Annotated in this window: 10 protein-coding genes; 3 read left to right on the top strand and 7 right to left on the bottom strand. The window is 69.1% G+C overall.

Annotation, left to right across the window (positions count from 1 at the left end; translation table 11 throughout):
* Positions 1–127: 127 nt before the first annotated feature.
* Complete coding sequence (locus AC07YS_RS28920) at positions 128–2,380, top strand: phosphocholine-specific phospholipase C (RefSeq protein WP_495269759.1); 2,253 nt, start codon at positions 128–130, stop codon at positions 2,378–2,380.
* A 5-nt stretch (positions 2,381–2,385) separates the two neighbouring features.
* A complete protein-coding gene (locus tag AC07YS_RS28915; protein WP_495269758.1) occupies positions 2,386–3,798 on the top strand; it encodes a YadA family autotransporter adhesin in 1,413 nt (470 codons plus the stop codon).
* 276 nt (positions 3,799–4,074) lie between these two features.
* Here the strand turns inward: AC07YS_RS28915 and AC07YS_RS28910 are convergent, their stop codons facing one another.
* The 7 genes from AC07YS_RS28910 to AC07YS_RS28880 form a co-directional block, all read right to left on the bottom strand.
* A complete protein-coding gene (locus AC07YS_RS28910; protein WP_495269757.1) occupies positions 4,075–6,354 on the bottom strand; it encodes a glycoside hydrolase family 3 N-terminal domain-containing protein in 2,280 nt (759 codons plus the stop codon).
* Positions 6,355–6,454: 100 nt separating this feature from the next.
* On the bottom strand, positions 6,455–7,684 hold the full coding sequence (tcuB, locus tag AC07YS_RS28905; protein ID WP_495269756.1) for a tricarballylate utilization 4Fe-4S protein TcuB: 1,230 nt from the start codon (positions 7,682–7,684) through the stop codon (positions 6,455–6,457).
* Entirely contained in the window at positions 7,668–9,095 is a 1,428-nt protein-coding gene (gene tcuA, locus AC07YS_RS28900) for an FAD-dependent tricarballylate dehydrogenase TcuA (RefSeq protein WP_495269755.1), read from the bottom strand. Before tcuA ends, tcuB begins: the two co-directional genes overlap by 17 nt.
* Positions 9,096–9,172: 77 nt before the next feature.
* Complete coding sequence (locus AC07YS_RS28895) at positions 9,173–10,099, bottom strand: LysR family transcriptional regulator (RefSeq protein ID WP_495269754.1); 927 nt, start codon at positions 10,097–10,099, stop codon at positions 9,173–9,175.
* A gap of 7 nt (positions 10,100–10,106) precedes the next feature.
* Positions 10,107–10,985, bottom strand: a complete 879-nt coding sequence (locus AC07YS_RS28890) for a bile acid:sodium symporter family protein (RefSeq protein WP_070060368.1) — start codon at positions 10,983–10,985, stop codon at positions 10,107–10,109.
* A gap of 100 nt (positions 10,986–11,085) precedes the next feature.
* Positions 11,086–11,853 carry a class II aldolase/adducin family protein gene (locus AC07YS_RS28885; protein ID WP_070060369.1) on the bottom strand — a complete coding sequence of 256 codons (768 nt, stop codon included), beginning with the start codon at positions 11,851–11,853 and terminating at the stop codon, positions 11,086–11,088.
* 23 nt (positions 11,854–11,876) lie between these two features.
* Positions 11,877–12,467 (bottom strand): HD domain-containing protein, encoded by a 591-nt coding sequence (locus AC07YS_RS28880; RefSeq protein WP_495269753.1) that lies wholly within the window; start codon positions 12,465–12,467, stop codon positions 11,877–11,879.
* A gap of 122 nt (positions 12,468–12,589) precedes the next feature.
* Here AC07YS_RS28880 and AC07YS_RS28875 point away from each other — a divergent pair, with 122 nt between their 5' ends.
* Complete coding sequence (locus AC07YS_RS28875; RefSeq protein WP_070060370.1) at positions 12,590–13,312, top strand: Crp/Fnr family transcriptional regulator; 723 nt, start codon at positions 12,590–12,592, stop codon at positions 13,310–13,312.
* Positions 13,313–13,376 lie beyond the last annotated feature (64 nt).

The raw sequence follows: 13,376 nt of genomic DNA, 5'->3' as shown, positions 1-13,376 counted from the left end.
CCCGACCACCACGCCGGAGCCCCCCGGCCCGACGCCGGCGCTGAAGTGCGCGCCCTGAGCCGCGCGCCGCCTTGATCCACACGCCTTCCATTTCTTCTCTTTTTGTCCTCGCGTTGAAAGACTCCCCATGAACCCCTCCAACCGTCGCGATTTCTTCCGCAAGTCGGCCGGCGCCGTCGGCGCGGCCTCGGCCCTCACCCTGCTGCCGCCCACGATCCGCAAGGCGCTCGCCGTCGAGGCCGCGGTCGACACCGGCACCATCAAGGACATCAAGCACGTCGTGATCCTGATGCAGGAGAACCGCAGCTTCGACCACTACTTCGGCACGCTGCGCGGCGTGCGCGGCTTCGGCGACCGCTTTCCGATTCCGCTGGCCAACGGCAAGTCGGTGTACTTCCAGTCGAACCCCGCGGGCGGCGCGGAGATTCCGCCGTTTCGCCGAGACTCGACGATCGCCAATGCGCTGATCGGCTCGGGCACGCCGCACAACTTTCCCGACCAGCAAGCCGCATGGAACCAGGGAAAGATGGACCGCTGGATCCAGTTCAAGAACCAGGCCACGATGGGCTACTACCTGCGCGAGGACATCCCGTTCCAGTTCGCGCTGGCCGATGCCTTCACGGTGTGCGATGGCTACCACTGCTCCATCCTCACCGGCACCGACCCGAACCGCATCGTGTTCTGGTCGGGCTCCAACTTCAACCCGGAGCTGCGCAAGAAGGGCATCAACAGCACCGACACCGACTCCGAACCGGTGAACTCGCGCTGCTGGCCCAAGCCGTCCAACTGGGTGGCGAACCGCCCGCAGGAGGCCGACGGCTCCGGCCAGAAAGACCCGATCACGGGCGACTACAACTACAAGTACGTCAACAACGCCTTCAAGTGGGACACGCTGCCCGACGTGCTGCAGAAGAAGGGCGTCAGCTGGCACATCTACCAGAACATGAACAACAACTGGACGGGCGCCATGCACGGCTGCCTGGCCTTCGAGAGCTTTCGCACCGCGCAGCCGGGCTCGCCGATCTACGAACACGGCCTCACGGGCGGCCCCGAGGCGGCCGACGGCGCCACCAACTTCCTGGCCCAGCTCAAGCAGGACGTGATGACGGGCAAATTGCCGGACGTCTCGTGGGTGCTGCCCACGCAGGCGCTGGCCGAGCACCCCGGCAGCAGCGAAGGCACGGCCGGCGCGGCCGACTTCATCGCCGACGTGCTGGACGCGCTCACGTCCAACCCGGCCGTGTGGAGCAAGACCGCGCTGTTCGTGACCTTCGACGAGAACGACGGCTTCTTCGACCACCTGGCCATGCCGGCCGTGCCCTCGTACGACGCCAACGGCACGCTCATGGGCAAGTCGACCGTGCCGCTGGAGGGCGAGTACTTCGACGCCTCGGTGGGCAGCTACCTGGCCGCCGCCGACAACACCACCACCGGCAAGATCCGCCCCTGGGGCCTGAGCTCGCGCGTGCCGATGTACGTGGTGTCGCCGTGGAGCAAGGGCGGCTGGGTCAACTCGCAGGTGTTCGACCACACCTCGGTCGGCCGCTTCCTCGAGAAGCGCTTCGACATCACCGTGGATGCGATCAGCCCGTGGCACCGCGCCGTGTGCGGCGACCTCACCACCTGCTTCGACTTCGTGAGCCCGAACGACCCGGTCGTTCCCAAGCTGCCCGACACGAGCAACTTTCCCGCGATCAATGCGGCGCAGCGGCTGCTGCCCACGGGCCCCGTGAGAAACGCCCCCGCCACGCCGCAGCCTCTGTACCAGGAGACCGGCACGCGCTTCTCGCGCGCGCTGCCCTACGAGCTGCACACCAGCGCACGCGTCGAGCCGCGCGGCCTGGTGCAACTGGTGTTTGCGAACTCGGGCACGCAGGGCGCCGTGTTCCATGTGTACGACAAGCTGCACCTGGACCGCATCCCGCGCCGCTACACGGTCGAAGCCGGCAAGCAGCTGGCCGACTACTGGAACACCGGCGCCAGCGACAGCGGCAAGTACGACCTGTGGGTGTACAGCACCAACGGCTACGTGCGCAGCTTCCAGGGCGACGCACTGGCCTTCGACACCGCCGGCTTCAAGCCCGAGGTGCAGGTCTGCTACGAGCCGGTCGACGGGCAGGTCTACCTGAAGGTGCACAACACGGGCAAGGCGGCCGGCAAGGTCACGGTGACGGCCAACGCATACCGCAACGACGGCCCCTGGACGCTCGAGGTCGCGCCGGGCGCGACCGGCATGCTGCACTGGAGCCTGGACAAGAGCGGCTACTGGTACGACTTCACCGTCAGCGCCGGGCACACCGAGCGCCGCTTCGCGGGCCGCGTCGAGACCGGCAAGCCCGGCGTGAGCGATCCGGCCATGGCCCTGCACCTGAAGGCCTGAGCGTCATGAAGCGCAAGAACAGCAAGCACACCCTGCTCGGGCTGGCCGTGGCCCTCGGCTCGGCGGCCGGCATGGGCATCGCCTCGGCCCAGCCGATCACCTGGGACCCGGCCAAGGGCAACCTGGGCATCGGCGACAAGGCCGGCACGACCGGCGTCACGGGCAGCAACGACCTGGCCTTCGGCAAGGGCGCGGGCAACAACGTCAGCACCAACTGGAACCTGGCCATCGGCGAGGGCGCCGGCACCGGCGTGTCGGGCAAGAACGCCAACCAGGCCATCGGCTACTACGCGGGCACCAACGTGGTCGGCGGCTGGAACCAGTCGATGGGCCGCAGCGCGGGCCAGAACGTGACCGGCGACTACAACAACGCCGTCGGCTTCTGGGCCGGCACCGACGTGAAGGGCAACGGCAACGAGGCCTACGGCAGCAACGCCGGGCGCAACGTGACCGGCAACGCCAACCAGGCCTACGGCGGCGATGCGGGCCGCAACGTGACCGGCAGCAACAACCTGGCCACGGGGCAGGGCGCGGGCAGCGGCGTCACCGGCTCCGGCAACCAGGCCTCGGGCCAGATGGCCGGCGCGCAGGTGTCGGGCAGCAACAACGTGGCCATGGGCCAGGCCGCGGGCGGCGGCGTGCAGGGCAACCAGAACCTGGCGATGGGCACGGCGGCCGGCCAGGGCGTGGTGGGCAGCCACAACATCGCGCAGGGCAGCGGCGCGGGCCAGAACGTCATGGGCACGGGCAACATCGCCATCGGTGCCGACGCCGGCGTGTACGTGAACGCGAACCAGGCGATCTCGCTGGGCAGCGCGGCGCGCGCGAGCGCCGACAACGCCATCGCCCTCGGCAGCAACGCCTCGGCCTCGCACGCCAACAGCGTGGCGCTCGGCGCGGGCAGCACGACCACGCGCGGCGCGCAGTCGAACTACGTGGCCGCGGGCATGAGCGGGCTGCAGTCGTCGACCGGCGAAGTGGCGCTCGGCAACCGTCAGCTCACCGGCGTGGCGCCCGGCAGCGCGCCCGACGACGCGACCAACGTGGGCCAGGTGCAAGGCATGGTGCAGCAGGGCGTGAGCGCGGCCAACGCGTACACCGACACCGTCGCCGCACAGGGCCTGCCGCTGGGCAAGGCCTACACCGACTTCACGGCCGCGCGCCTGCAAAGCCAGATGGACGAGAACGCGCGGCGTGCCTATGCCGGCATCGCAGGCGTTGCCGCCATGGAGGCTGCGCCGGTCGTGCCTGGGAAGATCAGCTACGCCGTGGGCTTGGGCAACTTCCGAAGCGAAAGCGCGATGGGGGGATCGATCCGTCGCACTTCGCAGGATGGGCGCTACAGCGTGACGTTGGGTGTCGGTGCGAGCAGTTCGGGTGTGGTGAGCCGGGTGGCGTTCACGGGGGTGTTCGACTGAGCTTGTGAATGCTCAGGGCGACGATCCCGCCGACGGGGTACCTTGCTCCGCGAATGTCCCCCGGCCTGCGGCCTCCTCCTTGATTTCGCTGCGCAAGGCACCCCATCGACGTGATCGTCATGAGTGCAGTCGTTGATCGGCCAGCACCACGACAGCGCTCGGTGTGCGCAGGACACTGGGTGCTTCCCGCAGCGAAACCAAGGAGGAGGGGCGCAGCCCCGGGGGACATTCGCGGAGGGAAGTACCCGGTGGCCTGTGCACGCGCCCTGAAGAAACTCACTCCCGCGTCAACACGAAGCGCTTGCGAATCCCGTCAGCAGCAGAAGGCGCAACCCACAGATCGATCTCACCCGGCTCGACCACAGGCTTCATGTCCCGCCCCAGAAACTGCAGGTCGTCATTGCCGACAGCGAACTCGACCACCTCCGACGCCCCCGGCGCAATCCGCACCTTGCGGAAGTTCTTCAGCTCGCGCACCGGCCGCGTCACGCTCGCGGCGCGCTGCGCCAGGTACAGCTGCACCACTTCTTCCGCTTCGCGCGTACCCGTGTTGGTGACGGTGGCGCGCACGCGCAGGGTGTTGCCCATGGCTAGGCGGTCCGTGCTCAGCTCGACCTGGTCATAGCGCACCGGCGCATAGCCGATGCCGAAACCGAAGGGGTACAGCGCCTCGTTCGTCGCGTCAAGGTAGCGGGTCTTGAAGGCCGTGCCCGGCGCGCTTTCGGGCGAGGGGCGGCCGGTGCGCTTGTGGGCGTAGTAGTAGGGCACCTGGCCAGCAGTCTGCGGAAAGCTCACGGGCAGGCGGCCCGAGGGGTTGGCGTCGCCGAACACCACGTCGGCGATCGCGTGGCCGGTCTGCACGCCGAGGAACCACGTCACGAGGATGGCGCGCGCATTGCGCACCGCACCTTTGAGCGCCATCGCACGGCCATTGCTCAGCAGCACGACCACCGGCTTGCCCGTGGCGGCCACGGCCTCGGCCAGGTCCTGCTGCGCCTGCGGCAGGCCGATGTCGCTGCGCGAGCGCGACTCGCCCGACATCTTCTGGCTCTCGCCGATGGCCAGCACCACCACGTCGGCCTCGCGCGCGGCGACCACGGCGGCCTCGATGCCGCCGGGCAGCGGCGACTCGACGTTCGCACCGCGCGTGACAGTCAGCCGCGAGGCCTCGGTGCCCAGCGCGGCATGCAGGCCCTCGTCGATGCCCACGGGCGCGGACTGGCCCGGGAACAGGCTCCAGGAGCCCATCAGGTCCTTCGTGCCCTCGGCGAAGGGGCCGATCAGCGCGATCTTCTGCGGGCCGGCTTTCGCGAGCGGCAGCAGCTGGCCCTCGTTCTTCAGCATCACGATGGAGCGGCGCGCGCTCTCGCGGGCCAGTGTGATGAACTCGGGGTTCTCCACGCGCTGTGCGGCCGGCGGGCCGTCGAGGCCGCGCATCGGGTCGTCGAAGAGGCCGAGCTTGAGCTTGACCCGCAGCACGCGCCGCACGGCCTCGTCGAGCCGCGCCATCGGCACCTCGCCCGACGCCACGAGGTCGGGCAGGTGGCGGATGTACAGGCCGCTTTGCATGCTCACGTCGGTGCCGGCCATGAAGGCCAGCTTGGCGGCCTCGCGGCCGTTGGCGGCGTGGCCGTGCTCGATGAGCTCCTCGTCGGCCGTGTAGTCGGACACCACGAAGCCCTTGAACTTCCACTCGTCGCGCAGCACGCCGGTGAGCAGCGCGGGGTTGGCGGTCGAAGGCACGCCGCCGATCTCGTTGAAGGCGCTCATGACCGACAGCGCGCCCGCATCGAGCGCTGCGCGAAACGGCGGCAGGTAGACCTCGCGCAGCGTGCGCTCGGAAATCTCGCTGGTGTTGTAGTCGAGCCCACCCTCGGCCGCGCCGTAGGCCGCGAAGTGCTTGGGCGTGGCCAGCATCGAATCGGCGTTCGCGAGGTTGCTGCCCTGGAAGCCGCGCACGCGCGCCGCCGCGAACTGGCGCGCCAGGTACGGGTCTTCGCCCACGCCTTCGAGGCCGCGGCCCCAGCGCGCATCGCGCGCGATGTCGACCATGGGCGCGAAGGTCCAGCGAAAGCCGTCGGCCGTGGCCTCGACCGCCGCCGCGCGCGCGGTGCGCTCGGCCAGCGCGGGCTCCCAGCTCGAGGCCTCGGCCAGCGGCATCGGGAAGATGGTGCGAAAGCCGTGGATCACGTCGGCGCCGAAGATCAGCGGAATGCCCAGCCGCGACTCGCGCACCGCCACCTGCTGCAGCCGCCGCTTGCCCTCGAGGCCGGCGTTGTTGAACAGGCCCGTGAGGCGCCCGTTGCGCACGTCCTCGGTCTCCTGCTGCCCGTTGCGCCAGCCGGCCTGCGGGTTGTTCGGCGTGTTGATGTCGGCCGGGCCGTAGAGGCTGAGCTGGCCGGCCTTTTCCTGCAGCGTCATGCGCGCGATCAGCGATTCGACGCGGGCTTCGGCTGCTTCGGAGGGCTTCAGGTCTTTGGGAATGGACGCCGCGGCGGCGGGGAGGGAGAGGGCGGACAGGACGAGGGCGAGAACGGCGGCTTTTCGAACATGCATGGCCGCCTATTCTGCAGACAACGCCCGCCCGCCCCGGCCAGCGGGTTTCCGCCCTGGGCGTAGGGCCTTGTCCGACCCCGGCTCCTTCAGGCCCTGCCGGTCAGTCCGCGCCCAGCCGCAACCGGCTGGGCAGGCGCTTCTCGATGGCGAACTTCAGGAGCGCCGCGCAGCGGAAGATGCCGTGCGCGAACTTGCCGTAGGGCAGCGTGAGAAAGAGCGCCATCACCACGCCCAGGTGAACCGCCAGCAGCAGCGCCATGAAGCGCGTGTCGCGCCACGCGAGCAGGGCCAGGCCCGTGAGGCTCGTGAGCAGCAGCAACGCGATGAAGCCGCGGTCCATCGCCCGTTGCGCCGTGTCGCCGTGCGCGGCGTGGCGCCGCAGGTTGAGCCACAGCAGGCCGACGGGGCCGATTACGAGGCCGATGCCGCCCGTGGTGCCCAGCAGCACGGGCGCACTCGTGAGCGCATAGGGCGCATGCAGGTCGAACAGGTAGTGATAGAGCGTTGCCACGCAGGTGGAGGCGAAGCACAGCATGAAGCCGTAGAAGGTGAAGTGATGGAAGCGCCGGCGCCAAAGCGTGAATCGGTCGTCGGCGTTGTTGCAGCCTTCGCCATGGCCGCCATCGAGGTACTTCAGGCGCAGCGCGTCGTGCGCGGCTTCGGCGCTCGCTGCGCGGCGCACGCCCGGCAGGTCGGGCGCGTTGCCCGGGGCGTTCGCGGGCGAGACCTCGCGCCAGAAGCGGCGCGTGCCCATCGCCAGCGCGAACATCACGAACAGGAACACCGCGCCGAACACCAGCGCGAGGAAGTTGTGCGGAAAGATCGCGTAGAAGTTGCCCGCGAGCGGCGCGTGCACGAGCGAACCCGACATCGCCACGGCCAGCACAAGGAACAGCGCGAGCCCGCCTGCCAGCGCCAATGCGACGGTGAGCCCGGCCCGCTTGTAGAGCGCACCCATCGCGGGCGGCCAGGCGTAGTCGTGGTAGGTCTGCAGGCGCACCTGCGCCATCGCCTGCGGCACGTTCACGGCGAACTCGTGCGGCGGTGCGTACTGGCAGGCATGCAGGCAGGCGCCGCAGTTGTGGCACAGGTTGGCGAGGTAGTGCGTGTCGGCCTTGCCGAATTCGAGCCGGCGCGTCATGGCGGGGAACACGGCGCAGAAGCCCTCGCAGTAGCGGCAGGCGTTGCAGATCTGCAGGATGCGCGCGACCTCGCCCTCGGAAGCAGTGAGCGGCAGGGCGGGCTGGATCGGGATGACGCGCGACGGGTTGCTGCCGATGCCATCGGCATCCGCACGGGCGCGTGCGACGAGGTCAGTGAGCTGCTGCAAGGGCGGCCTCCGGGGATTTCTTTGAAACGTTCTTGGCGGCCTTCGCTGCCTGCGTGCCGGCGATGCGGCCGAAGGCCGTGCCGATGCTCATGCCCACGCCGGCCGTGTAGCCCTTGCCCAGAACGTTGCCGGCCATCATTTCGCCGGCCACGAAGAGGTTGGGGCTCGGCCGTCCGCCGAAGCGCACGGCGGCGGTCTCGTCCACCTTCAAACCCAGGTACGTGAAGGTGATGCCGGGGCGCAGCGGATACGCGTGGAAGGGCGCCGTGTCGATCGGGCGCGCCCAGTGCGTCTTGGCGGGCGCGAGGCCTTCGGTGTGGCAGTCGTCCAGCGCCGTGTGGTCGAAGCGGCCGACGCGGCAGGCGGCGTTGTAGTCCTGCACGGTGCGCACGAAGGTGGCTTCGTCCAGGCCGATCTTCTGCGCGAGTTCGCCGAGCGTGCTGGCCTGCGTGCCGGGGAACACGGGCGGCATGAAGCGCCCGACCGCCTGCTGGTCGATGACCGACCAGGCGATCTGCCCCGGCTGCTGCGCCACGAGCCGGCCCCAGATCGCATAGCGCTTGGGCCAGAAGTCTTCGCCTTCGTCGTAGAAACGTTGCGCGTCGCGGTTCACCACCACGCCGAGCGACACGCAGTCGATGCGCGTGCAGATGCCGCCGTCGTAGAGCGGTGCGCGCGCATCGATGGCCACCATGTGGCCCTGCGACGGATCGCCGATGCGGTCGGCGCCCGCGTCGATCATGTGCCTGAGCAGCACGCCCTGGTTGTAGCGCGTGCCGCGGATGAGGAAGTTGTCGGCCGGCCACTCGCCGCGCTCGTTGCGCCCCCAGGCTTCGCGCAGCCAGTCGCGGTTCGATTCGAAGCCGCCCGAGGCCAGCACGCAGCTCCTGGCTGCGATGTGCTCGCCGGCCTCGGTGCGCACGGCCACGAAGCGCTCGCCCTCGAGCTCGACCGAGGCCACGGGCGTGTCGTAGCGGACCTGCACGCCGAGCGCTTCGGCGCTGCGGTAGTAGGCGTTGACGAGCGCCTTGCCGCCGCCCATGAAGAAGGCGTTGGTGCGCGCCACATGCAGCGCACCCGACAGCGGCGGTTGGAAGCGCACGCCGTGGCGGCGCATCCAGTCGCGGCAGTTCGACGAGGCGCGGATCACGAGGCGGGCGAGGTGCTCGTCGGTGAGACCGCCGGTCACCTTCAGCAGGTCTTGCCAGTACTCTTCTTCAGGGTAGGCCTCGACCAGCACGTCCTGCGGCGCGTCGTGCATGCAGCGCAGGTTGCGGGTGTGCTGCGAATTGCCGCCGCGCCATTCCTTGGGCGAGGCTTCCAGCAGCAGCACCGAAGCGCCGGCTTCGCGCGCCATCAGCGCGGCGCACAGCGCGGCATTGCCGCCACCGACAACCAGTACGTCTATCACTCGTGGGTCTCCTTGGAATGCAGGAGACTTTAGGGAGCATGGCCTTCACGCGAAAGACCGATCAAGGCAACAGGTGTTCAGCTTTCGAGAAGACTTGCACCGGCCCAGCGGCCTTCGCTGACCAGCGTGCGCGCCGTTTCGGCGACCACCACGCGCGCGGCCAGCGCGGCGGGCGATAGCTCGTCGTCCGACAGGCTCACGAGCAGGTTGCGGCGCCCCACGTGCGCGTCCGAAATCTGCGTGAGTTCGAGGTCGTCGCGGTCGTGCCGCGCCGTGGCGGCGCCGGGCTGGATGGTGGCGCCGTGGCCGGCACGCACCGCGTCCATCAGCAGTGCCAGGCCGTCGACCTCGGCCACGATGCGCGGCGCCACGCGCGCCCGTGCAAAGGCGGCCATCAGCGTGGCGCGCAGGCCGTGGCTGCCGCTGGGCAGGATCAGCGGCACCTCGGCCAGCTGCGACAGGCGCACCTTCTTGCCCGTGGGGCGCGGCGTGAGTGCGGGCGACGCGATCACGAAGAGTTTTTCGGCCAGCAGCGGCGCCACGCTCCAGCGCCGCGGCGTGTCGGTCTGGAACAGCACGGCCAGGTCGAGCTGGCGCGCGTGCAGCATGGTCGTGAGGTGGCCCGACAGCGCCTCGACCATGTGCAGCCGCACCTCGGGGTAGCGCGCCTGCATGGCCTGCATCAGCGGCACGCCCAGCACGGTGGCGGTGGTGGGCGCCAGGCCCACGCTCACATGGCCCGACAGCCGCGCCTGCTGCGCCGCGCGCACGGCGTCGTCGGCGTGGCGCAAGGTGAGTTGCGCCTGGTGCAGGAAGGCCAGGCCCGCGTCGGTGGGCACGACGCCCGTCGAATGGCGGCGCAGCAGCCGGGTCGAGAGTTCGCTTTCGAGCCGGCTGATCTGCTGGCTCAGCGCCGAGGTGACCACCCCCAGCTCCACGGCCGCGCGGCCCATGCTGCGCAGCTCGCAGACCTTGACGAAGTAGCGCAGTTGTCTCAGTTCCATGCGCGCATCATGGCGCAGGCACAGCGGCGGGCTGGCCGCGCCGAAGCAACAGCCATCCGAACAGTGGGGCGGTGATGTACATCACGACCGAGTAGATGGCGGCCGGCAGCGCGAGCGGAAAGCTCCCGAGCACGCTCACCGCGATGAAGATGGCGAGCGTGGAGTTGTGGATGCCGATCTCGTAGCTGATGGCGGTGGCCAGCGGCTTGTCCAGGCCGGCGGCGCGGCTCAAATAGTAGCCGGCCAGCAGGCTCACGAGGTTGAACAGCAGCACCGGCACGCCGATCTCGGCGAAGGTGGTGGTGATGTTCTTCCACTCGTTGGCGATGGCGAGCACCGTGACCACCGCGAGCACCACGGCGCTGAAGATCTTGGTCGGCTTTTCCATGCGCGCCGCGAAGCCGGGCTTTCGCGACGCGACCACCATGCCGATGGCCACCGGCACCAGCACGATGGCGATCACCTCGACCAGCTTGCGCGTCTGCAGCGGCACCACCTGGCCGCTCTGCGCGAAGTGGCCGATGGCCCAGTTGGCGATGAGCGGCAGCGTGACGATCGACAGCAGCGTGTTCACGGCCGTGAGCGAGATGTTCATCGCCACGTTGCCGCCGAACAGGTGCGAGAACAGGTTGGCCGAGATGCCGCCCGGCGAGGCCGCCAGCAGCATGAGCCCGATGGCGAACACCGGCGACAGGCCGAAGCCCACGATGATCGCGTAGCAGGCCAGCGGCAGGCCGATGACCTGCAGCACGAGCGCGATGGTCACGGCCTTCGGGTGCTTGAACAGGCGCCGGAAATCTTCGAGCGAGAGCGACAGCCCCAGCCCGAACATCACGAGCGCGAGCGCGCCGAACAGGAACCGGGTCACGATGAGCGTGGTATCCATGCGGTGGTGTCTCCTCTTGGGTTCTTCTGCTTAAAAAAATGGCTGCCGGCACCCGTCGCGCGGGCGCTGGCAGCCGTGGAAACCGGGATCGACGTCTGTCTTATTGTTTGTAGCTGTCGTCGATGCGGTCGAGTTTGCGGATCAGCGAAGGCCAGACGAACATGCCGCCCAGGCCGCCGCTTTGCACCTTCATGGCCTGGCCCACGCCGTCGATGATCCTCGGGTCCACGTGCGTGAGTTCACCGCCACCGGCCTGCGCGGCGATCTGGATCTGGCAGGTGTTCTCGAAGGTGTACATCGAAAGGAAGGCGTCGGCAATGGTCTTGCCGCAGGTCAGCAGGCCGTGGTTGCGCAGCATGAGGAAGTTGGCGTGGCCCATGTCGGCCTGCAGGCGCGGCTTCTCGTCGTCGCGGAAGGCCACGCCTTCGTAGTCATGGTAGGCCAGCGAGGCCAGCACGAAGGTCGACTGCTGGCTGATGGGCAGCACGCCGTTCTTCTGCGCGCTCACGGCGATGCCGGCCCGGGTATGGGTGTGCAGCACGCACTGGATGTCTTCGCGCGCGGCATGCACGGCGCTGTGGATCACGAAGCCGGCCGGGTTCACGGGGTAGGGCGAGTCGATGATCTTGTTGCACTGCTGGTCGACCTTGACCAGGCTCGAGGCCGTGATCTCGTCGAACATCAGGCCGTAGGGGTTGATCAGGAAGTGGTGCTCGGGGCCGGGCACGCGCGCGCTGATGTGCGTGAAGACGAGGTCGCTCCAGCCGTACAGCGCCACCAGGCGGTAGCAGGCGGCGAGGTCGACGCGCAGCTGCCATTCTTCGGCGGAGACGAGCTTCTGGATTTCGGAGGCGGAGGTGGCGTTCATGGGGGCGGGTCCTTGGTCGAGGGTCAGGCGGTGGCGGGCTCTTGCAGCACCGTCTTGTAGACGCTCTGCTTGGGCTGCGCCATCAGGCGGTGCAGCATGGGCTCGAACTCGCTGATGGGCAGGGTCTCGGCCTGGGGGTCGAAGGCCGGGTTGTCGTAGAGCGCGCAGAACTCGGCGGTGCGCTCGTAGTGCGGGTGGTCCTTGAAGCTGTCGCGCATGTCGCGGTCCAGCCCGATGTGGTGGAAGAAGTAGTGGCCCTGGAAGATGCCGTGGTTCTGCACCATCCAGTGGTTGGCCTCGCTCACGAAGGGCTTGAGGATGGCGGCGGCGATGTCGGGGTGGTTGAAGCTGCCCAGCGTGTCGCCGATGTCGTGCAGCAGCGCGCACACCACGTACTCCTCGTCGCGGCCGTCGCGCAGCGCGCGCGTGGCGGTCTGCAGCGAGTGCGTGTAGCGGTCGACCGGAAAGCCGCCGTAGTCGCCTTCGAGGATCTGCAGGTGCTTGATCACGCGCGCGGGCAGGCCGCCCGCGAACTGCATGAACTCGCCGCCGATCAGTTGCCAGTCTTCGCGCGTGCTGTCCTGCATGCGCTTGAAACTTGCCCGTGCGTTCATCGTGTGGGGTCTCCGTTCTGGGGGGATGGCGGCCACTGTAGACCTGCGCTTGACCTTCAACTGTCAAGAATTTGACAATGCGAGGTTCTGGTAAACCCGCCTCAGGCGCCTTTTTTCCCTCCATGGCCACCTCGACCAAGCCGCGCCTGTCGGCCGCGCACCGCGCCGCGCTCGACGGCAACCCCTGGTTCACCAGCATGCCGCGCGCACAGCGCGACGCGCTGCTGGGCGCGGCCGAGCTGCTGCATGTGCGGCGCGGCACCATGGTGTTCCGCCAGGGCGACCCGATCCATGCGGCGGGCGGCGGCTTCTACGGGCTGGTGGCGGGCACGATCAAGATCTCGTCGCTGCGCCAGGACGGGCGCGAGGCCATCCTGGCGGTGCTGGAGCCGGGCAACTGGTTCGGCGAGATCACGCTCATCGACGGCTCGCCGCGCACGCACGACGCCACCGCGCTCGAAGCGCTCGACCTGCTGGTGGTGCCGCCCGAGGCCTTCGTGCGGCAGATGCGCGACGTGGTGTTTTCCAACGCCATCGCGGCCATGCTGGCCGCGCGCGTGCGCATGCTCTACGGCCTGGCCGAAGACGCCACCTTGCGCAGCCTGCGTGCGCGCGTGGCGCACCGGCTGCTGGTGCTGGCGCGCGGCGACGCCACGCAGTCGGTGCACCTGCGGCACGAACTCATGCTGTCGCAGGAGGCGCTGGCCATGATGCTCGGCGTGACGCGCCAGACGCTGTCCAAGGAGCTCAACGCGCTGGCCACCGAGGGCGTGGTGTCGCTGGGCTACGGGCGCATCGTGCTGCTGTCGCTCGAGGCGCTGCAGGGGCTGGTGCGCACCGGCTGAGGGTCTTGTCACAGCGCGGGCAGGGCGCAGGCGTATAAGACTTTCCCGGCCCGCCATTCGGGCG

The organism is Variovorax sp. GW458-11-26-14-LB1, from assembly GCF_059423965.1.
The sequence above is the reverse complement of the archived record's forward strand: the minus strand, read 5'-3'. Positions and strand labels throughout refer to the sequence as shown.

What these genes read in the sequence shown, in the direction of transcription:
- AC07YS_RS28895 (WP_495269754.1), bottom strand. Translation starts at nt 10,099, where the DNA reads ATGGAACTGAGACAACTGCGCTACTTCGTCAAGGTCTGCGAGCTGCGC.
- AC07YS_RS28880 (WP_495269753.1), bottom strand. Translation starts at nt 12,467, where the DNA reads ATGAACGCACGGGCAAGTTTCAAGCGCATGCAGGACAGCACGCGCGAA.
- AC07YS_RS28885 (WP_070060369.1), bottom strand. Translation starts at nt 11,853, where the DNA reads ATGAACGCCACCTCCGCCTCCGAAATCCAGAAGCTCGTCTCCGCCGAA.
- AC07YS_RS28890 (WP_070060368.1), bottom strand. Translation starts at nt 10,985, where the DNA reads ATGGATACCACGCTCATCGTGACCCGGTTCCTGTTCGGCGCGCTCGCG.
- AC07YS_RS28915 (WP_495269758.1), top strand. Translation starts at nt 2,386, where the DNA reads ATGAAGCGCAAGAACAGCAAGCACACCCTGCTCGGGCTGGCCGTGGCC.
- AC07YS_RS28910 (WP_495269757.1), bottom strand. Translation starts at nt 6,354, where the DNA reads ATGCATGTTCGAAAAGCCGCCGTTCTCGCCCTCGTCCTGTCCGCCCTC.
- AC07YS_RS28875 (WP_070060370.1), top strand. Translation starts at nt 12,590, where the DNA reads ATGGCCACCTCGACCAAGCCGCGCCTGTCGGCCGCGCACCGCGCCGCG.
- AC07YS_RS28920 (WP_495269759.1), top strand. Translation starts at nt 128, where the DNA reads ATGAACCCCTCCAACCGTCGCGATTTCTTCCGCAAGTCGGCCGGCGCC.